Genomic DNA, 19,872 nt, shown 5'->3' with positions numbered 1-19,872 from the left:
ATTTTCATTGAAATAATAAGATTTTGCTATTAAATTTTGATATAAAAATGCTCTTATATAAAATCGTCATACTTTAGTATGAGAACTCAGTATTAAAACTTAAATTTGTGTTTCAAACAGATTATTTAATGCAAAATAAGTCAATTTGGCAACTACAACACCTTTAATTAAAGAATTTTTCTTAACATGATTAATATTTTTCCTTCAAAATAAGCAATGCAAATCATGCGAGCAATTTTTAATAAATGTGCTTATTTATATCTAAAATAAATAAAAATACGTAAATTTAGTTAGTTTATGTTCATTTTAATTATTTATTTGTTAATTTTAGTAACAAAACACTTATTTAACACACTCGCCAAATGTCATGCAATATTGTAAAATATTAATCGACTACCAAAAATTTGGCATAAGCCAACAAGAAACTCAAAGGAGATTTTCGCATGGTGTATAGAATGATTTTCAATCAGACTGCTTACTTCGGTCGTGGAGCAATCAAAGAGATTCCAAACGTTGCTAAGGCACATGGCTTTAAAAAAGCATTCGTTGTAACAGATCCAGTTCTTGTAAAGACGGGAACCGTTAAAAGAGTTACCGACGTTCTAGAATCCGCTGGTCTTCCATACGAAGTATTTGACAACGTAAAGCCAAATCCACCTGTTGAATGCATTCAAGACGGTGTAGAAAAGTTCAAGGCATCTGGCGCAGACTTCCTTATTGGCCTCGGCGGCGGCTCTCCACAAGATACCTGCAAGGGCATTGGAATTATTGTAGCCAACCCAGAGTTTGGCGATGTTCTTTCTCTAGAAGGCGTTGCAGATACAAAGAATCCTTCTGTACCAATCTTTGGCGTACCAACAACCGCAGGAACCGCTTCCGAAACAACAATCAACTATGTTGTTACCGATACCGCAAAGCTTCGCAAGTTCGTTGCAGTAGATCCTCACGATATTCCAATCGTTGCATTCGTAGACCCAGATCTCACCGATTCCATGCCACGCTCGCTTAAGGTTGCAACTGGTTTGGACGCACTCACCCACGCAATCGAAGGTTTCATTACTCCAGGTGCATGGAGCCTTTCGGATTGCCTGTCTTTGCAAACAATTCGCATGATTGCACAAAACCTTGCAAAGAGCGCAGACGGAGACGTTCCAGCAGGCGAACAAATGGCTTACGCAAGCTACATAACTGGCATGGCATACTCCAACGTTGGTTTGGGCTTGGTTCACGGCATGGCTCACCCACTCGGCGGTCGCCTTGGCGTTGCTCATGGCGTTGCAAACGGAATTTTGCTTGCTCCTGTTATGGAATATAACAAGGATTATAGTGGCGAAAAGTATCGCGATATTGCTGCCGCATTCGACGTTCCAAACGCATACACCGATGACCTCGAAACGGTACGTAATGCTGCTGTAAAGGCAGTTCACGACTTAACGGTTAAGCTTGGAAATCCTACTAAGATTAGCGAAGTTGGAGCTAGTGAGGCAGACATTGAAGGCTTGAGCCACGACGCTTTGGCAGATGTTTGCACTCCAGGAAACCCACGCAAGGCCACTTTGGAAGATATTCGCAAGATTTACACAAGCTTGATGTAGTCTATCTTGATGTAGTCTATGCGTAGTCTTCTAAAATAATAAATAAATACGCAATATTTAGAACAAACAATTTGTGGACGCAACCTATCTTGATTTACCTCTTGATTTAAGTTGCGTCCACATTTTATATGGTATTTATAGTGGTTATAAGCATAAGTCGCTAATAAATTACCTAATTAAAAACAATCACCTAATTAGAAACTGGCTGAGTGCTTTCTCTAATAACAACATGTGCAGGAAGAACCATTTGATTTTCGATTTTTCTTCCTTCTCTAATCGCAAGAATCATACTAACAGCATTTTTTGCCATAATATCAAAAGGCTGATTAACAGTTGTTAAAGACGGCATTAAATATTGTGCAGGATAAACATCGTCAAATCCCGCAACCGAAAGCTCCGTTCCTAATTTTATTTTTCGCTCTCTTGCTGCACGATAAACGTTTACTGCAGTAATATCGTTGCAAGCAAAAATCGCAGTTGGACGCTTGTCTTTAGGCAAATCCAAAAGGTTGCAAGCCATTTTGTATCCAAGCTCAGGAAGATAATCTCCTTCTTTTACTAAGTCTTTATCCACACTCAAGCCAGCTTGTTCCATAGCCGCACTGTATCCAGCAAAACGAGCAACACCAGACTGAACATTTAATGGGCCTGTAATAACGCCAATTCGCTTATGACCCAAACTAATCAAATGACGAGTAAGCTCGTAAGAGCCAGTCCAATTATCAATAGAAATCGTGTGATCGCTGCCGTTTCCAATAGAAACTGGGTCAATAATAATCAGCGGAATATTACGCATACGCAAAAAATCTTTATCTTTTTCGCTAAGATCCGACATTTGCGATATAACGCCCAAAGGATTTCTGTCTACGATTCCGCGCAAACACTCATCGCGCTTTTTGCCATTATCGGTTTGAGCAACTGTAAGCGCCAATCCTTCGCGCTGCGCCCAACGAGATGCATAAGTAATCATCTCAATGGTTCCATTATTCGCAACGTAATCCACCAGCAACTCCACCGTTGGAGAAATTTTAGTGCTAACAAGAGAATAGTCGCGACCACTTTTAGCCAAAACTTCTTCTACACGCCTTCTGGTTTCTTCCGATACTCCCGATCTACCATTGATTACCTTAGATATTGTAGACGGAGAAACACCAGCTTCTTTGGCTAATTCAGCAATCTTAGGCTTTGAAGATTCAGACTCTTCCGCTCGATTTACATCCATATTATTCGCCATATTTACTCCTTTCTTTATTCTCTTTCTTTATTCTCTTTATGCTCAACGCATTTTATCTAAATCCTAATCTTAAAGAAAAATTCGTAGCCACTTTTAAGATTATCTACAATAATACAAGTTACCAGAAAAACTGAAAAATAGCATTATTGCTTGATTTATCAAGGTTGTTATAAATTCCATAATACACTATTTCGCTTTTGACAAGCAAAAATCGCGAAAATTTCTTACGACACGCCGAATAATAAAATTATTTGCCATCAGTCGCAAGCAAAACACGGGCCAAATGTGCGATTTTCCTTATTAAAAAGCTCAATTTTTCAATCATAGAAAAATCAAAAATATGACATTTATCACATTGCGCATATTCAGAAATATTCGCAAAAATCAATTTGCGAAAATTTCTAGCCATACTACAACATTTTTCTGTCGTTTTGATATAGAATTACAAATGTAGGTCACAACGATGTAAAAGCAAAGGAGCATGAATCGTTATGAGTACAATCACATCAGTAAAAACCTATGATTTTAGATTCCCTACTTCGCAGACACTTTCTGGATCCGACGCAATGAACAAAGACCCAGATTATTCCTCCGCATACGTAGAAATCAAAACCAGCCTAGACGATGGCATTAAAGGCGTTGGATTTGTATTTACGATTGGCCGTGGAAACGATGTTGTTTGCGCAGCAATCGACTCCATGTCTCAAGTGCTTATTGGCAGAAACGTAGAAGAGTTACTAGACAACATGCGTCTTGCATGGGATCTTTTTGTTCACGACTCTCAGCTTCGCTGGTTAGGGCCAGAAAAAGGCGTAGAGCACATGGCAATTGGCGCTATTTTGAGCGCATTGTGGGATATTAAAGCAAAGCGAGCTGGAAAGCCATTGTGGCGCTTGCTTGCCGAGATGGATCCAAAGGAATTAGTCTCCACGCTTGACTTCCGCTACATGACCGACGCCTTAAGGCCAGAAGAAGCAATCGAATTCTTGCAAGATGGTCAAAAAGGCAAGGAAGAGCGAATTGCAGATCTGCTTGTAAACGGCTACCCAGGCTACTCCACTGCTGCAGGCTGGCTCGGTTACAGCGACGAGAAAATGGTTGCAATTGCTAAGGAAGAATCGCAAGTTAAGGGCTTTAAGCAAATTAAGCTTAAGGTTGGTCAAAATGTAGACGACGATTTAAGAAGACTCGCCCTTGCTCGCGAGGCAATTGGCCCAGACGTTCGTCTTGCAGTAGATGCAAACCAGGTGTGGGATGTTCCAACAGCAATCACTTGGATTAACCGCTTCCACGACTTCGACTTAGCTTGGGTAGAAGAGCCAACAAGCCCAGACGATGTTATTGGTCACGCAACAATTGCTCGCGCAATTAACCCAATACCTGTGGCAACTGGCGAGCAGATGCAAAGCCGAATCATGTTTAAGCAGTACTTGCAAGCGAACGCGTTTGGAATTATGCAAATCGACGCAACTCGAGTTGCAGGTCCACAAGAAGTTGTTCTCGAATACTTGCTTGCACGCAAGTTTAATAAGCCAGTTTGCCCTCACGCAGGCGGCGTTGGATTGTGCGAAGCCGTGTGCCACTTTGCAATGTTTGATTACGTTGCAGTTTCTGGCACAAAGGAAGGTCGCATGATTGAATACGTAGACAATCAGCACGAGCACTTTGTGCATCCAACACAAATCAAGAATGGTAATTATGTTGCACCAACTGCCCCAGGTAATGGCACTGAAATGACGCTGGAAACGGCTGAAAAGTACCTTTATCGCGGATAGTTATGCAATTGTGGCTAGCAGTTTACATTAAGCTGTTTATTTTAAATTGCTAGCCACTTTAAACAATCAAAGTTCATAATTTAATAATCAAAAAGCAAACCACATCATTTAACAAAGGAGTTCATTATGGATTTGCATTTGGAAGGCAAAGTTTTCATCGTAACAGGTGGATTCAAGGGCATTGGTAAGGGCATTACGCTTCAGCTTGCACAAGAAGGCGCAATTCCAGTAGTTATTAACCGCGCAGACCCTGCAGAAGAAACATTCCGCAAGGATATTGAGCAGTACACAAAGAACTACGATGTTTACCTTCTCGACTTAAACGATACAGACGAAATCGCTCCAATTATTGAAGAAACATACAAGAAGTATGGTCATATTGACGGCATTGTAAACAACGCTGGCGTTAACGACAACAAGGATTTGGAGTCCACTTCTTGGCGCGACTTCGAGAAGTCGATTCACGGAAACCTTACCCACTACTACGAGACTGTTCACGCTGCTGTAAAGTACTTAAAGGAAAGCCACGGCGCTGTTGTGAACATTTCTTCTAAGACTGCTCTAACAGGCCAGGGCAAGACCAGTGCCTACGCTGCTGCAAAGGGCGGAATCTTGGGCTTGACTCGCGAATGGGCTGCAGCACTTGTTCATGACCGCGTGCGCGTAAACGCGATTGTTGTCTCCGAATGCTGGACCCCACTGTATGCCGATTGGATTAAGACCTTTGGTGACGAAGCAGCTCAGCAGGCTCGTTTGAAGGTTATTACCGACAAGATTCCTCTGGAAAACCGCATGACTACCACGGAAGAAATTGGAAACGAAGCCGCATTCCTGCTTTCGGATAGGTCTTCGCACACCACTGGTCAGTGGGTATTCGTTGATGGCGGATACGTGCATCTTGATCGCGCTTTGTCTTAAATTCCAAATGCAAATTTAAGATTCGGTGCAATTTAACTAGTCGATGGTGCGCAATGCAAAATGTGTGCTTGCGCACCATTGCACAATATTAATTAAGAACTATTAAAATCTTAAACTCTTTGAATTATTCTCACACGGGAGTGACGATGACTACAAAAGAAAACGACAACGTGGTTGTTAACAATAACAAAAGTAGCTCAAAAACTATAATTGCCATTGTATTGGTAACATCTTTGTTCTTCGTATGGGGTTTGACCATGAATTTGGTCAATGCTCTTAATTCCCCATTTGGACATTACTTAAATCTAAACAACACAGAAGCAGCGCTGCTTCAGGTTGCATACTTTGGCGCATACTTTGTAATGGCTATTCCTGCAGGTTTAATAGCAAAGCGCTTTGGGTACAAGGGCGGCGTAATTAGCGGTCTTGCACTCTTTGCAATCGGCGCATTTGCTGTAATTCCTGCAACCGCTACAGCAAGCTATGTTATGTTCCTTATAGCAATGTTTATTATTGCTCTTGGTGCTGCAACTTTGGAAACAAACTGCAACCCATACATTACAAAGCTTGGCGACGAAAAGGGCGAATCCTTTAGAATCAACATGGCACAAAGCTTTAACGGCGTTGGCAGCATTGTTGGCCCGCTTATTCTTGGCAACATTATTGGTAAAACCGTTAAGCAAGGCGAACCAGGATTTGAATTTGCTAAGTCGAAGTTCCTTAGCGATACTCGCATGATTTACATTGTTATTGGCATTGTTCTTATTGCGGTTATTGCAATCTTCTTCTGCTTTAAGCTTCCTACACCTCCAGGAGATGTTGAGGCAGATCAAGAAAATAAGGGCGATTCTTCATTCTTGCATCTTGTTAAGAAGCCATACTTTACACTTGGCGTTATTGCAGAGTTTGTATTTGTAGGCCTTCAGGTTGTTGGAATGGCAATGTTCTCATCGTTTGCTCTTAAGCATTGGGGTGCTGGAGTAACAACTGGTATTGCGGCGTCTATGCTTGCAATCGTTTCCTTAATGTTTACTCTTGGTCGCTTTATTACAACACCTCTTATGGCAAAGTTTGATAGCGATAAGATTCTTGGAATCTACATGGTTTTGAGCGCAGTGCTTATGTTTGTAGCATTCCTTGGACTCGGCAAGATTTCTGTAGTAGCATACATTATCTCCTACCTGTTTGTGTCTATTGGCTTCCCAACCGTGTTCTCTCTTACCTTAAAGGGAATTCATGGCTCTGCAGCAAAGACTGGCTCTTCCGCTTTGATTATGAGCGTTGTTGGCGCAGCTATAATCCCACTATTCCTTGGATTTGTACAAGATTTTGCTGGCATTGAGGTTGCAGTGCTGCTCACCGTTCCAGGATTCTTGTATGTAGCTTGGTACGCATTGTGGGGTTCCAAGATTGGTCTTGTAGAAGCTAAGTGATTTGCAAAGAACTATAAAGTCTTTAGAAAGTCTTTAGAAAGGAAAGTTTATTATGTCTCAACTTCGTATTTTAGATTCCCACTTCCATATTTGGGATCCAACAAAGCAAGTCTTGCCTTGGCTAGATGGCTTAGACAAGCTAAACCACACCTTTACGTTAGAGCAGCTCGAAAAAGAGTATGCAGACTTGGGTGTTGACTTCCTCGGCGGCGTATACGTTGAGGTTGATGCTGCAGACCACGAGTTAGAAGATAGGCTTATTGGAGAAAATCCTAATCCTAAGATTCTTGCTAAAATGCTTCGAGTTACACTCGATCCGTTTATGCGCGTTCCAATTCATGCAACTGGCATTCGTGAGCCACTTCACATTCCAAGCGAGCCACGCGGCCGCTGCTTAGAGCCTTCGTTTATTGGCGGTCTTAAGGCAATGGCCAAGAAGGGTATGCCTTTTGAGCTTTGCAATCGTGGCGAAGAGCTTGGCGATATGGCTAAAGCCTTTGAGCAGGTTCCAGAAGTGACTGTTGTTCTAAACCATTTGGGCAATGTTCCAGGATTAGACGAGGATTCCTGCGCTGCTTTGCGTGCGTTTGCAAAGCTTCCACACAGCTATATTAAGATTTCTGGAGATAATCCAGTAAATCCAGATATTGTTAAGTTTGTTAAAGACACATTTAGCCCTGATCGCCTACTCTTTAGCTCTAATTGGCCAGTTGTTAAGTTGAATTCTTCACTTAAGCAGCATCTTGACTTAATGGTTGAGCTTTTTGGCGACGACGAAGATTTCTTTATGAACAATGCAAAGAAGGCATATGGTATTAAACTGTAATTAATTATGTTATTTGAATAATCTATTTGAATAATCATTGCTTATGGGGTGTAAGATTTTGCCAGTTAAAGTCTTATGCCCCATAATTCAATAACAACAACTAAGGATGATTTTTATGACTACTTCTAACAGTGCAAAGCTTGATTTGCATGCTTTTAAAGGCGTGTTCTGCCCTTCTATAACAGTAAGCAAAGATGATGGAAGCATTGACTACGACTCATGGGCAAAGCACCTTGACCATCTTATTGATGCAGGGATTAATGGCATACTGATTTTTGGCAGCATTGGCGAATTTTATGCATATCCGCTTAGCGTAAAAAAGGAAGCTGCTAAATTTGCTATTGAGCATGTTAATCACAGAGTTCCTGTTCTTATAGGTGTTGGAAGCACTAACCTTAACGAGGTGCTTGACTTTACTAAGTTTGCGGAAAGTTGCGGCGCAGACGCTGTTGTAGCTGTATCCCCTTACTACTTTGGACCAACTGCCCCAACCGCAGAACGCTATTTTGGCCCTATTGCAAACGCAACCAACTTGCCTGTTATTCTTTACAACTTCCCTGCTAGAACTGGCAGCGATTTAACGCCAAGTTTAGTTGCAAGTCTTGCTAAAAAATACCCGAATATTGTTGGTATTAAAGACACGGTAGATACTATAAGCCACACTCGAGCAATGATTGAAGCCACTAGACAATCAAACCCAGATTTTATTGTTTTCTCTGGATTTGACGAGTACTACACTCCTAACAGGATTGCAGGCGGAAATGGCGTTATTTGTGGACTTACAAATGTGGAGCCAGAAACTTTTGCAGCTTTGCATAAGGCGTATGAGGCTGGCGACTTTGCGCATCTTATTGAATGCGCTAAAAGAATCAGCCATTTGATGGCAGTTTACAACACCACCGACCTGTTTATTTCTGCGATTAAAGCTGCCGTAAATCTTAAGGGATTGCCAATTAGCACGCTTGTTCGCGAGCCTGCAAGTCAAGTTAATAGCGAGCAAATCGAAGCTATTCGCGCTCTGCTTAAGTAACTAAGTCACTCATAATAAATCAAGAATAAAAAAAGAACGGCTTAAACTTAAAGTATATAAGCCGTTCTTTTTTGTATCCGTTTAACTACTTTTGAATAATATCTAAACTTTTCTATCTAATCTACTTACCTAAAGTCATAAGGTTGAGTACTAGAAGGCTGTGTGCGAGCTATAAAATCACCCATTCCTGGAACTGTAAACGCAACCATTCCTCGTTTAGAAGAATAAATCAACCCTAATTTTATAAGAGATTCTCTAATTACTGATAATTCTTTACTAGGTTTACCAATTGATTCAGCTAAAGAACTTGTAAGAACTGGCTCATCTCCAGCAAGATTTGACATAGCAATCAAATAATTCCTTGCGCATTCAGTCGCTCGCTGCCATCTAGCGGCATAAAGACCATCGTCAAGCTTCTGCCTTGCTTTAACTTGGCCAGCTATAACAGAATTCAAAGTTATAGGATTTGAATCAGACTCATTCCATGCAGCCTCACCATAAGACTGTATAAAATAAGGGTAGCCGCCAGAAAGTTCTACCAGACGTTTTAAAGCTTTGGAATCAAATGTTACTCCTTCACTTTCTGCAGGAATCTGAAAAGCTTTAATAGTAGATTCCTCATTTAACTTATCTATTCCACGGTATTCAAACAATCTTTCTGCATAAGATCTCGACTTACTTAAAACACCAGGAAGGTTAGGTAAACCAGCACCAATAAGGTAAAAAGGAAGAGATAATTGGCCTAACTTATGCTGTATGGAAATAAGAACTCCAAGTAAATCTGAGTCCATTTCTTGCAACTCATCTATAAACAAGAAGAATCCAGATTTAAGCTCTTTGAGTTTTCTTGATAAATTTGTAATAAGAAGCTCAAGTCTTAAAGAATCATTTTCCTGCTCTTCTACTTTCTTACTTTCAAATTTTGCAGAAACGCCTAAGGCGCTAACTGACACACTGCTAACAGATGAAATTACTTCAGAAATACGAGACTTAAGATTCGTGTTATGCATATCGAATTCAGAAACAGCAAGACTAATTGCTCTAAAAAGTCTTCCATAATCATCTTCAATAATTCCACTTGATTCTATACGAGCAGTTAACATGCCATTGTTTGAAGCGTACTCATCGAGAGTTACAAGCAAAGCAGTTTTGCCAACGCCTCTTAAACCTCTAAATATTATTCCTCTATCAACACGTTGCAAAACAGTTCTTGCAACTAGAGTTTTAAAAATCCTTATATCATCTTCTCTACCCGCAAGCTCTGGAGGTTTGCATCCTGCACCTGGAGTGAACGGATTTTTAATATGCAAAGACAAATCTTTAATATTCATTTCTATAATCACCCCTTTTAAAAGAATTATCTAAACTTTTCTATCTAATCTAAGTATATCTAAACGTATCTAAGTATATCTAATTATATCTAACTATATCTATATAAATCTAATATAGTCAACATTAATCTAACGGTATCTATTCTCCAAAATTTAATGTAAAGAATAAACCCGCACAACATTAAGAAGTGCGGGTTTTGTTTTGCGTTGATTTGCGTTGATTTACACTACGTAAGTTACATCGCGAATGCTACTTAGTGTAGCGCTCGAAATCTTCGGCAGTATTCACCTGAACACGCTGCTTAATAATGGACAAAATCCACTCTTTAGCTTGCTGTACAGGAACGCCGTTCAATTGGCTGCCATCGCGGAAGCGGAAGCTCACAGCATTGTTCTTAACATCCTCTTCGCCAGCAATCAAAGTGAATGGCACTTTAGACTTAGAGGCGTTACGAATCTTCTTGCCAAAGCGATCGTCGGAGCTGTCCATTTCGCAACGAACCATATTCTCTTCCAAATCGCTAATAAACTTTTGCAAGTGTGGAGCAAACTCGTCTGCAACAGGAACGCCAGTCACTTGAACTGGAGCCAACCATGCTGGGAACGCGCCTGCATAATGCTCAAGCAAAATCGCAAAGAAGCGCTCGATAGAGCCAAAGAGTGCGCGGTGAATCATAACTGGGCGCTGGTGGCTACCGTCGGCCGCAATGTACTCCAACTTAAAGCGCTCAGGCAAGTTGAAGTCGAGCTGAATGGTAGAAACCTGCCAAGTGCGGCCAATTGCGTCTCGCGCCTGCACAGAAATCTTAGGGCCGTAGAATGCAGCTCCACCTGGATCGTCCACGAGTTCCAAACCAGAATCTTTAGCAACCTCAGCCAAAGTGTTTGTTGCTTCTTCCCAAATCTCGTCGGAACCAACAAACTTGTGCTCATCCTTAGTGGAAAGCTCCAAGTAGAAGTCGTTCAAACCAAAATCTTTAAGAAGGCCAAGCACAAAGTTAAGCAAGCTCTTCAATTCATCGCGCATCTGCTCGCGAGTGCAATAAATGTGCGAATCATCTTGAGTCAATCCGCGAACGCGAGTTAAGCCATGCACAACGCCAGACTTTTCGTAGCGATACACAGTACCAAACTCAAACAAGCGCAAAGGAAGCTCGCGGTACGAACGCTGGCGAGACTTAAAGATCAAATTATGCATTGGGCAATTCATTGGCTTTAAGTAGTAGTCAGCACCTTGGCGAGTTACGTTACCGTTTTCGTCGCGCTCTTCGTCAAGCTTCATTGGAGGATACATGCCATCCTTGTACCACTGCAAGTGGCCAGAAGTCTCGTACAATCCGCCCTTGGTAATGTGCGGAGTTTGCACAAAGCTGTAATGATGCTTTCTGTGCTGCTCACGGGAATAATCTTCCATTGCGTTAATAATCGCAGCACCCTTTGGATGGAACACTGCCAAGCCTGGGCCAATCTCGTCTGGGAATGAGAACAAATCCATCTCTTGACCAAGCTTGCGGTGATCGCGCTTAGCGGCCTCTTCCATGCGAGTTGTGTAAGCCTTAAGCTCTTCCTTGCTAGGCCATGCAGTGCCATAAATGCGCTGAAGCATAGGATTATGCTCCGAACCACGCCAGTAAGCTGCAGCCACACGCTCAAGCTTAAAAGCCTTAATATAGCGAGTGTTTGGCAAATGCGGGCCACGGCACAAATCGCTCCAGACCTTATTGCCTTCGCGATCCAAATTGTCGTACATGCTAAGCTCGTGCTTGCTGATTTCGCCAGCTGCAGCTGGATCAAGAGCCGCTTCTTTATCTCCAATCAACTCCAACTTATAAGGTTGATTTGCTTCTTCTTCGCGCGCCTCATCTTCTGTTACAACGCGGCGGCTAAAGCTTTGAGACTCTTTAATAATGCGCTGCATATGCTTTTCGATTTGCTTTAAATCGTCTGGCGTAAATGGAGTATCAACATCGAAATCGTAATAGAAGCCGTCTTTAATTACAGGACCTACGCCCAACTTTGCGTCTGGTCGAATTTCTTGAACAGCTTGAGCCATCACGTGTGTAGCGGAATGACGCATGATTGCGATGCCATCTTCACTATCAAGTGCTACTGATTCCACGGTATCGCCGTTATGAAGAGGCGTGTACAAATCACGCAACTCGCCATTTAAACGCACGGCAATAATATTCTTATCTTCCGCGAAAAGTTCAACGCCAGTGAAGCTTGCATCCACCTCCTTGCGTTCCTCGTCTACAGTGATGGAGATGGTATTTTCAGCCATAATTGTCCTTTTCTATCGGGGTCTTGCGTTACTAATGTGCAGACCTGGACTTGTGTGGCGTCGATAAACTTACGCGATTAAATATAAAACAAACGCGCAAAAAACGACGTCAATCGCACGCATTTTTACGCGCAATTCTCTGTTACTCTAGAACAACAGAGCGACTTTTTAACAACGATTTTTTGCAAAAACCAGAATAAATCTCATGGATTTTCAAAAAGATGCTTTCACCAAGCTTTACAACCAAGAAGAAGCAACCAGCGCAAATCGCGATAGTTCCACCAGCAGAAAGCCTTAAAATCACAGCTAAAGCAAGACCTAAAAGCGATATAAAAACAGAAGACAATACGCATGCAAAAACAAACCTGTTAATAGAGCGCATCTTACCCTTTAATGCTGCGGCGGGCGCTGCAATCAAAGATACCGAAACAACAGTTCCAACGGCTGGAATAATTACTGAAACTGTAATGATTATTAGCGCAAGAACAATTCCTTGCATCAATCCAGTTTTTCCACCCGATGCCTTGTAGTTTGTTGGATCAAATGAGCAATGAATAAGATTTGCACAATTAAAGCTCCACAATCCTAATGCAAAAGCAAATGCAATAATCGCAGAAACCACGTCTACAGGAGTGCAATTAAGCAAAGATCCTGTTAAAAATCCTTCGATTCGCAATGGAAGAGGCGCAAACCACTTGTTCAAAAAGTATCCGCTCGCAAAACCAACAGTAAGAGTTATTCCAGCAGACGCCTGAGAAGATATGCCCTTTAGCTTAGAAAGCACATGCATCACAAAAGACAAAACAACACAAGCTAAAGCGGCTCCAACAAAAAGACCAATAGACAAAATGTTTTGATCAATCGTATAAACAGACGTAACTACAACGCCAATAACAGCCCCAGGAAAAGCAGCATGAGTTATAGACTCGGTGAAGAAAATACGCTGATTAAGCAAAGCCAAGGATCCAACAAAACCACATAATGCTCCAACAGCGATTGCCTCTATAATTGGAAGCGCAATAATCTGCCAAATACTTACCATTTAAGCTACCTGCTTTTTTGAGATCGATTTATGCGACGCAATTATTGAGGAAACAAAACGGAAAGCCCATCGCAATATAAGCACAACCACAAACATTGCGCAAATACTTAGTGCCACTGCAGCTTGCGGAGAAACTGGGTGATCAAGCTCCAAGTTCATAGCGTACATGCCCAATAAAACGCCAGCAATACCAACAGCAATACCAACAGCCACCATGCGCCCAACAGTACGCGCAACCAATCTTGCGCTGGCTCCAGGAATCACAAGATAACCAATAACAAGAAGCACGCCTACAGCCGAAGATGCAGACACAACAACAGCTGCAATACCAACGTTTAGAACAATATCTACAAATAAAGTATTAACACCCATTAATGGTGCGCTAGCGCGGTCAAACGCAACAACAATCTGCTTCTTCCAAGTTAGAACAAGCGCTGCGATTGCAAATAAACAAATAAGCATTGCTTGAGTCATTCTATCGTCTGTAACATCTAGTAAACGACCAAACATAAGTGCTTCTAGCTGGCCAGACATATCTCCCTTTTTAAGAGATATTACGATTCCAAGCGCAAAAAATGTTGTTAAAACTGTTGCAATTATTGACTCGTTGATTTTTTGAGACCTAGATGCCCACACAAGAGCTGCGACTAGAAAGATTGCGCAAATCGAAGCTCCTGGAATAATTTGCTCAATGCCTCCATATAACGCTCCTACTACGATTCCAGGAAAAATCCCGTGAACCAAGGCTTCCGCATTAAACTCGGCGCATCTTAAATTAACAAACACACCAACTATTCCGCTAGCAATCGCAAGAACAACAAGCAAACAGAAAGGCCTAAAAATGTAGGGCGCAGAGGCAATAAAGTCAAATCCTGGTATAGGCTCGAGGATTTTACGCAAAGACTCAACCAATTCAGCTAGCATTGGATTCGTCTCCTAAAGATGCGTTTAACGAATCATTCAACGAATCATCTTTGTTTGCTAATTGATTCAAAGTAAGACCCGCGCTTGCAGCTGGCATACTTCCGCCATAAGCCAAAGATATGTTTTCTTTAGTCATGACTTTTCTAAGAGGCCCAAAAGCCACTTGACGACCAGCCAAAAGCAAGGCTTTTTCGCAAATCGCGTCCGCGATTACCAAGTCGTGAGTAGACACAACAAACGAAATCCCCTCTTTTTTAGCGGACTTCATAATATTGAGTAGCTCTTTACGATTCGGCTCATCCAATCCATTAAAAGGCTCGTCTAAAAGAATCAACGTAGGGCGAGCAACAATAGCACGTGCAAGCAAAATGCGCTGGCGCTGCCCGCCAGAAAGGTCACCAAACCTAACATTTGCACGATTAAGCAAACCAACATGATTAAGAGCGCTCTCAACAGCTTCTTTCTGGCTTTTTTTAAGCAAACCAAGGAATCCAGTTTGCCTACTTAAGCCCATTGCAACCACTTGCCTAGCGGTAATTGGAAAAGTTAAATCCAAATCAACCTGTTGAGGAACATAGCCTATAGAAACTGTTTTTGGCATTGTTAATTCGCCGCCACTTACGCGCACAATACCAATTATCGCCTGCAAAAACGTTGTTTTTCCAGAACCATTAGGCCCTATCAAAGCTAAGGCCTGCCCAGCTTCTAAACTTCCGTTAAGACCAGTAACAACAGTTTTATATCCGTATGCTAGGTCGCAATCCTTCATTGCGAGAACGCTCTTATTCACTGTAAATTAACCTTCTTGTAACTACTTTTGTAGTGATTTATGATTTTCCGCTACGCGTGTAGCTACCTATTAACTACTTTTTTAACGCAGTTTTTACGGATTCTGGAAGGTCTGGAACCTTGCCATCCCAAGCCTTAACAAGAGTCTGAACATTGTGAACAATGGAACCAATATAGGTTTCTCCAGCAGAGCCAACAGGCCCAAGAGAATCGCCATAAAGCGCATCGTCGCCAATAATCGCCTTTACGCCTGCAGCAGCAGCCACAGCCTTAATAGACTTGGAATTATTGGAGTTTTCGGCAAAGATTGCCACAGCACCAGACTTTTTAACAGCTTCCGCAGCTTCCTTAATATGGTCGGCAGTTGCATCCTGCTGGCTGTTAAAGTCGGAAAGCGCGGCGCCAATAAACTTAACACCGTAGTCGCGAGAGAAGTATCCAAATGCATCGTGGGAAGTAAAGAGTACTCGATGCTCCTTTGGCACACTGTTCAAAGCCTCGGTAGCCCAAGAATCCAAATCAGTGAGCGACTTAACGAACTTTTCAACATGCTCGTCGAAGATTGACTTGCTTTCTGGAAGAGCCTTTCCAAGGAAGTTACCAATATTCTTGACTTGAATCATTGTGTTCTTGGTGCTGGTCCAAATATGTGGATCGTACTGGAATTCTGGCTCCTTCTCGCCTTCTTCTGGTGGGAATGGCCACTTTTCTGCGTGAACCTTTTCAATACCGCGGTCAATCTTGTAAGGAAGATTCTTTTCTTTAGCAGCTTGCGACTTTGAATCCTTGATTTCGTCGGCAGTAAGAATGCCCGAAGTTACGCCCATTGTGCCCTTAAATCCAGTTGCTTTTACGGCCTGATCTAAGAAGTGCTCAAGATCTACTCCAGAAACAAGCATTAAATCTGCCTTAGAAAGCGCCTTGGATTGCGCTGGAGTCATCTCGTGCTCGTGAGCAGATGCGTTTGGAGCAAGCAAGCAGGTGAGGTTAATTGTTGACTTTGCTTTGTCTAAAGGCGCGCCGATTACAGACTTTTTGCCTTGAGAATCGGTTTTATTAAGGCTTAATCCAGATTTTGCATCGGCCGTGGATGCGATTTGAGTTACGTAATCGCAGATTTGCGTGGTGGTTGCAACTACGTTTACTTGATTTCCGCTAGTCTTTTGATCCGCTGTTTTAGATGTAGACCCACATGCGCACAAGCCAACAGTTAACAAAGCGGCGGTGGCTGCGGTGGCAAAAATTCGTGCAGTTTTCACTATTTTCCTTTCCGGAATCTATGAATTCATTATTATTGCAATTCTCATAATCTTCATATTTATTAAGCGTTTTACCCGCGCTAGTTTCTTGTAATCTTGTAATTAGGAAAGATTATCGTTAGCAATAACGTTTTAAGCATAGAAAAAATAAAAAGCTTGGTCAATAAAATCACAAAAATTATCGGGATTTTTTATAAAACAGCGTGTCGCGATTTTTTTGTTTGATATAATCGCGATTTTTCTGGCGATTTGCAAGAACGGCAATCGCGCATATTTACTAGAATCGTAAGCATGACTCCACTTCTAAACATAGACGCAAAAGATGCTAGCCAATGCTTAAAAAAGCCAAACGAATCAAGCAATAAGTACTCTAGAGGCGTTCTTGGATTAGTAACAGGATCAAACGAATACCCAGGAGCAGCCGTTTTAAGCACAAAATCGGCAGCATACAGCAATATTGGCATGGTTCGCTACGTTGGGCCTTTGCGAGCGCAAAATCTTGTTTTACAAGCCGTCCCAGAAGCTGTTGTTTCGGATTGCTTGCAAGGAAAAGTCAATGCTATAACTGTTGGATCTGGAATCCCAGATTATGATCATTGCAATGATAATTCAACAAAATCGCAAAGAGACTATATTTTAGACTTGCTTAAACCATATAGCGCACAAAGTGCAGAAAATCAAGAAAACACAAACCTACCGCCCGTATGCGTAGACGCTGGAGCGCTTGACTTGCTGCCTAAAAAAGTTTGCACAAAAGTGGTACTAACACCTCACGCCTTAGAATTAAGCAAGCTATTAAAACGTTATAACCTTGATTTTAGCGCGCAGACTATAGCAAAAAATCCTGTAGAATTCGCTCAAAAAGCGGCAGATCTTACTGGAGCAACTGTTCTTCTTAAAGGGTCCACCACTGTTGTTGCGTCTCCAGAGGATTTAAACTTGCCAATATTTACTTGCAAATATGGACCCTCTTGGCTTGCAACCGCTGGGTCTGGAGATGTTCTTTCTGGACTTTTAGGCGCACTTCTTGCGCAGAATAATTGCGAACTAAATCAAAATGCAAACTACGCATTAATCGCAGCTAGCGCGGCTACAATACACGGCTTAGCTGCAAAGTTGGCATCAAAAAGTGTTTACGAAGATTGTAGTAATTGTAAAAATCGCGAAAATTGCGAAAATTGCGAAAATTGCGAAAATTGCGAAGATGTTGAGCATCCAATAGTTGCAAGCAATATTATTGATGCTCTGCCATATACTATTGGATCTTTAATTAATCTTGATTAAAAGAAGAAAAACGAAAGAAGAAAAATGACAAGCACAAATATCAGCACAAATACAGAATCTGTTGAAATTCACGATGTAATGTTCGATTATTGCAAAGTTTTGCTCGAGTGGAATTGCAGGAATTGCTTGCAAAAACAATTCCCAGATTTAGTAGACACGATTTGCCCTAATGGCACTTTTGGAAAAGACGATTTGGCCGGATTCTATGAGTTTGAAGACCGCATGGACGGCGGAGAGCTGCTAAAAGACCTTTTGCCAGAATATGAGAGGCGATTTGGCAAAGAGCTTAGCAACGCTTTTCAATGGTATTGCGCCCACTACGATCAAGTTCTTACACGCATGATGCCTGGAATAGTTGACTTGTTGCACGATTTGCGCAAAGCTGGGTACGGAGTTTGGGGATTAACAAACTGGTCTAAAGAGACTTTCCCACTAGCATTGCGTAAATTCCCAGAATTGAACACGCTTTTACAAGGTACGGTTATTTCTGGCGTTGAAAAATTGCATAAGCCACAGCCCGAGATTTTTGAGCTTGCTATGAGCAGATTTGGGTTAAAACCGCAAACAACCGTTTTCTTCGACGATAAGCCAGTAAATATTGATGGCGCACATAACGTTGGAATGCATGGGTTTGTTTTTACTAGCGCACAACAGGCTCGCGAAGATTTAGCATCGCTAGGCGTTAGATTATAAGCACTAAGCCGAAGTCGCAAGATTATAGGCGTTAGACTATATGAGGCGTTAATCGTTAGATTATAGGCGTTAGTTTATAGTTGTTATAGTTGTAATAGTTGAAAATAGTCAAGTATAAATCTCAAAAATCGGAAGGCTCTTAATAATGACGCTGCTGCAGTTAAAGTACATTGTGAAAATCGTAGAGTGTGGCTCTATGAACGAAGCTTCGCATGAACTCTTTGTTTCGCAGCCAGCGTTAAGCTCCTCTGTTAAAGAGCTAGAGCGAGAACTTGGAATCGAGATTTTTACAAGGTCTTCTCAAGGAATTGCCTTAACGGTTGACGGAGCCGAGTTTTTAACATACGCGCGCCAAGTTTTGGATCAGGCAGATTTGCTTGAAGAGCGCTACAACAGCACTAAACCTAGAAAACAGCTTTGCAGCGTTGCCACCCAGCACTACATGTTTGCTGTTGAGGCTTTTGTAGACATGATTCGCAGCATTGATTCTAATGAATACGAGTTTTCTTTAAGGGAGACTCGTACTAAAAACATTATTAATCAAGTGACTTCAATGCGAGCAGACCTTGGTTTGCTTTATCTTTCTGATTACAACAAAGATGTTATTGGAAAAATGCTTAGAGAAAAGCACCTTGAGTTCCACCCGCTTTTCCGCGCTAAATTGCACGTTTTTATTTCTAGAAATAATCCGCTTGCAAATCGCAAGAAGCTTACCTTGGAGGATTTGCGACCATATCCGTTTATTCAGTACGAGCAGGGAGAAGACGGGAGCTTCTTCTTTACAGAGGAAGCGGTTTGGCCTCAACATCCGCCTAAAAAGATTAACGTTACCGACCGCGCAACCATTTTAAACTTTATTATTGGTCTTAATGGTTTTACGATTTGCACTGGAATCGACAATGGCGACTTGAATAACGAGAAAATCGTGACTATTCCGCTGGATTGCGAAGAGACCATGCTTGTTGGCTGGATTAAGAACGAGCGCACAAATCTTTCTCCTGCAGCGCTCGCGTATCTTTCTCAACTCGAATCTGTGCTAATTAAACACGGGTATCAAGTAATAAATAGAGCCAAGTAGATAGCTGCGTGACAAAACTACGCGAGAGAGCTGCGCGACAAAACTGCGTAATGAAGCTGCGCGATTTAGAGAATCAACACGCATGCGTGAAAAGTGAGCGAGTGTGCCCCCTGTGGGATTCGAACTCTTGAGGGATTTACCATCCACCACGCGGAAAATGTAAAAACCCATATGATAGAATCGAATTGAGAGCTGGGGCTCCCCTTACCCTTTAATCTCGTAATGAGTTGGTTTGGGGGAATGACCAGCTCTTTTGTAATAGTTAATTTTCCCGTTTTCTATTATGCAAACGCAAGTTAGTTTCATATCTTCTCTAGATAAACGTTTTTGAAGAATAGTATTTATTGAATCCCCTGTTACATTGGATATTCTAAAAAATA

The 19,872-nt window shown here is 41.8% G+C and carries 16 protein-coding genes; 9 read left to right on the top strand and 7 right to left on the bottom strand.

Annotated features, from left to right (window positions below; all coding sequences use genetic code 11):
* Nucleotides 1–443: 443 nt before the first annotated feature.
* Entirely contained in the window at nt 444–1,595 is a 1,152-nt protein-coding gene (gene fucO / locus ACZ0NX_RS00320) for a lactaldehyde reductase (RefSeq protein WP_029600499.1), read from the top strand.
* Between the two features lie 190 nt (nt 1,596–1,785).
* Here fucO and ACZ0NX_RS00315 read toward each other — a convergent pair whose 3' ends face one another.
* Entirely contained in the window at nt 1,786–2,829 is a 1,044-nt protein-coding gene (locus tag ACZ0NX_RS00315; protein ID WP_464404875.1) for a LacI family DNA-binding transcriptional regulator, read from the bottom strand.
* A 491-nt stretch (nt 2,830–3,320) separates the two neighbouring features.
* On the opposite strand from ACZ0NX_RS00315, the gene ACZ0NX_RS00310 reads away from it, so the two are divergent.
* The 5 genes from ACZ0NX_RS00310 (at nt 3,321) to ACZ0NX_RS00290 (ending at nt 8,811) form a co-directional block, all read left to right on the top strand.
* The gene (locus ACZ0NX_RS00310) at nt 3,321–4,604 is read left to right on the top strand and encodes an enolase C-terminal domain-like protein (protein WP_004130435.1); all 1,284 of its coding nucleotides are present in this window, start codon (nt 3,321–3,323) and stop codon (nt 4,602–4,604) included.
* Nucleotides 4,605–4,730: 126 nt separating this feature from the next.
* Nucleotides 4,731–5,522: an SDR family oxidoreductase gene (locus ACZ0NX_RS00305; protein ID WP_004130434.1), complete on the top strand. Its 792-nt coding sequence runs from the start codon at nt 4,731–4,733 to the stop codon at nt 5,520–5,522.
* 146 nt (nt 5,523–5,668) lie between these two features.
* A complete protein-coding gene (locus tag ACZ0NX_RS00300) occupies nt 5,669–6,955 on the top strand; it encodes an MFS transporter (RefSeq protein WP_464404873.1) in 1,287 nt (428 codons plus the stop codon).
* Nucleotides 6,956–7,007: 52 nt separating this feature from the next.
* Complete coding sequence (locus ACZ0NX_RS00295) at nt 7,008–7,781, top strand: amidohydrolase family protein (protein WP_016829550.1); 774 nt, start codon at nt 7,008–7,010, stop codon at nt 7,779–7,781.
* A 115-nt stretch (nt 7,782–7,896) separates the two neighbouring features.
* Entirely contained in the window at nt 7,897–8,811 is a 915-nt protein-coding gene (locus tag ACZ0NX_RS00290) for a dihydrodipicolinate synthase family protein (protein WP_464404871.1), read from the top strand.
* 125 nt (nt 8,812–8,936) lie between these two features.
* Here the strand turns inward: ACZ0NX_RS00290 and ACZ0NX_RS00285 are convergent, their stop codons facing one another.
* The 6 genes from ACZ0NX_RS00285 to ACZ0NX_RS00260 form a co-directional block, all read right to left on the bottom strand.
* Nucleotides 8,937–10,142 carry an ATP-binding protein gene (locus ACZ0NX_RS00285; protein ID WP_464404869.1) on the bottom strand — a complete coding sequence of 402 codons (1,206 nt, stop codon included), beginning with the start codon at nt 10,140–10,142 and terminating at the stop codon, nt 8,937–8,939.
* A gap of 250 nt (nt 10,143–10,392) precedes the next feature.
* Nucleotides 10,393–12,423 (bottom strand): threonine--tRNA ligase, encoded by a 2,031-nt coding sequence (gene thrS, locus ACZ0NX_RS00280; RefSeq protein WP_060786426.1) that lies wholly within the window; start codon nt 12,421–12,423, stop codon nt 10,393–10,395.
* A 142-nt stretch (nt 12,424–12,565) separates the two neighbouring features.
* The gene (locus ACZ0NX_RS00275) at nt 12,566–13,465 is read right to left on the bottom strand and encodes a metal ABC transporter permease (RefSeq protein ID WP_464404867.1); all 900 of its coding nucleotides are present in this window, start codon (nt 13,463–13,465) and stop codon (nt 12,566–12,568) included.
* Nucleotides 13,466–14,389: a metal ABC transporter permease gene (locus ACZ0NX_RS00270; RefSeq protein WP_464404865.1), complete on the bottom strand. Its 924-nt coding sequence runs from the start codon at nt 14,387–14,389 to the stop codon at nt 13,466–13,468. It lies immediately after the preceding gene.
* Nucleotides 14,379–15,158, bottom strand: a complete 780-nt coding sequence (locus ACZ0NX_RS00265; RefSeq protein ID WP_415688763.1) for a metal ABC transporter ATP-binding protein — start codon at nt 15,156–15,158, stop codon at nt 14,379–14,381. Before ACZ0NX_RS00265 ends, ACZ0NX_RS00270 begins: the two co-directional genes overlap by 11 nt.
* 94 nt (nt 15,159–15,252) lie before the next feature.
* Nucleotides 15,253–16,437: a metal ABC transporter solute-binding protein, Zn/Mn family gene (locus tag ACZ0NX_RS00260; protein ID WP_415695560.1), complete on the bottom strand. Its 1,185-nt coding sequence runs from the start codon at nt 16,435–16,437 to the stop codon at nt 15,253–15,255.
* Nucleotides 16,438–16,728: 291 nt separating this feature from the next.
* On the opposite strand from ACZ0NX_RS00260, the gene ACZ0NX_RS00255 reads away from it, so the two are divergent.
* The 3 genes from ACZ0NX_RS00255 to ACZ0NX_RS00245 all read left to right on the top strand — a co-directional run bounded on the left by ACZ0NX_RS00255 (nt 16,729) and on the right by ACZ0NX_RS00245 (nt 19,492).
* Nucleotides 16,729–17,721: an ADP-dependent NAD(P)H-hydrate dehydratase gene (locus tag ACZ0NX_RS00255; protein ID WP_464404862.1), complete on the top strand. Its 993-nt coding sequence runs from the start codon at nt 16,729–16,731 to the stop codon at nt 17,719–17,721.
* A 24-nt stretch (nt 17,722–17,745) separates the two neighbouring features.
* On the top strand, nt 17,746–18,414 hold the full coding sequence (locus tag ACZ0NX_RS00250; RefSeq protein WP_464404861.1) for an HAD family hydrolase: 669 nt from the start codon (nt 17,746–17,748) through the stop codon (nt 18,412–18,414).
* A 145-nt stretch (nt 18,415–18,559) separates the two neighbouring features.
* Nucleotides 18,560–19,492, top strand: coding sequence for a LysR family transcriptional regulator (locus ACZ0NX_RS00245; RefSeq protein ID WP_060786419.1), 933 nt, complete (start codon nt 18,560–18,562; stop codon nt 19,490–19,492).
* Nucleotides 19,493–19,872 lie beyond the last annotated feature (380 nt).

The organism is Gardnerella rara, assembly GCF_055452355.1.
Note: the sequence above shows the minus strand (reverse complement) of the source record. Positions and strands in the feature narration are given on the sequence as shown.

Excerpts from the sequence above, each read along its gene's own strand:
- ACZ0NX_RS00290 (WP_464404871.1), top strand. The coding sequence starts at position 7,897 with ATGACTACTTCTAACAGTGCAAAGCTTGATTTGCATGCTTTTAAAGGC.
- thrS (WP_060786426.1), bottom strand. The coding sequence starts at position 12,423 with ATGGCTGAAAATACCATCTCCATCACTGTAGACGAGGAACGCAAGGAG.
- ACZ0NX_RS00315 (WP_464404875.1), bottom strand. The coding sequence starts at position 2,829 with ATGGCGAATAATATGGATGTAAATCGAGCGGAAGAGTCTGAATCTTCA.
- ACZ0NX_RS00245 (WP_060786419.1), top strand. The coding sequence starts at position 18,560 with ATGACGCTGCTGCAGTTAAAGTACATTGTGAAAATCGTAGAGTGTGGC.
- ACZ0NX_RS00305 (WP_004130434.1), top strand. The coding sequence starts at position 4,731 with ATGGATTTGCATTTGGAAGGCAAAGTTTTCATCGTAACAGGTGGATTC.
- ACZ0NX_RS00295 (WP_016829550.1), top strand. The coding sequence starts at position 7,008 with ATGTCTCAACTTCGTATTTTAGATTCCCACTTCCATATTTGGGATCCA.
- fucO (WP_029600499.1), top strand. The coding sequence starts at position 444 with ATGGTGTATAGAATGATTTTCAATCAGACTGCTTACTTCGGTCGTGGA.
- ACZ0NX_RS00255 (WP_464404862.1), top strand. The coding sequence starts at position 16,729 with ATGACTCCACTTCTAAACATAGACGCAAAAGATGCTAGCCAATGCTTA.
- ACZ0NX_RS00285 (WP_464404869.1), bottom strand. The coding sequence starts at position 10,142 with ATGAATATTAAAGATTTGTCTTTGCATATTAAAAATCCGTTCACTCCA.
- ACZ0NX_RS00270 (WP_464404865.1), bottom strand. The coding sequence starts at position 14,389 with ATGCTAGCTGAATTGGTTGAGTCTTTGCGTAAAATCCTCGAGCCTATA.
- ACZ0NX_RS00250 (WP_464404861.1), top strand. The coding sequence starts at position 17,746 with ATGACAAGCACAAATATCAGCACAAATACAGAATCTGTTGAAATTCAC.
- ACZ0NX_RS00300 (WP_464404873.1), top strand. The coding sequence starts at position 5,669 with ATGACTACAAAAGAAAACGACAACGTGGTTGTTAACAATAACAAAAGT.
- ACZ0NX_RS00310 (WP_004130435.1), top strand. The coding sequence starts at position 3,321 with ATGAGTACAATCACATCAGTAAAAACCTATGATTTTAGATTCCCTACT.
- ACZ0NX_RS00265 (WP_415688763.1), bottom strand. The coding sequence starts at position 15,158 with ATGAAGGATTGCGACCTAGCATACGGATATAAAACTGTTGTTACTGGT.
- ACZ0NX_RS00275 (WP_464404867.1), bottom strand. The coding sequence starts at position 13,465 with ATGGTAAGTATTTGGCAGATTATTGCGCTTCCAATTATAGAGGCAATC.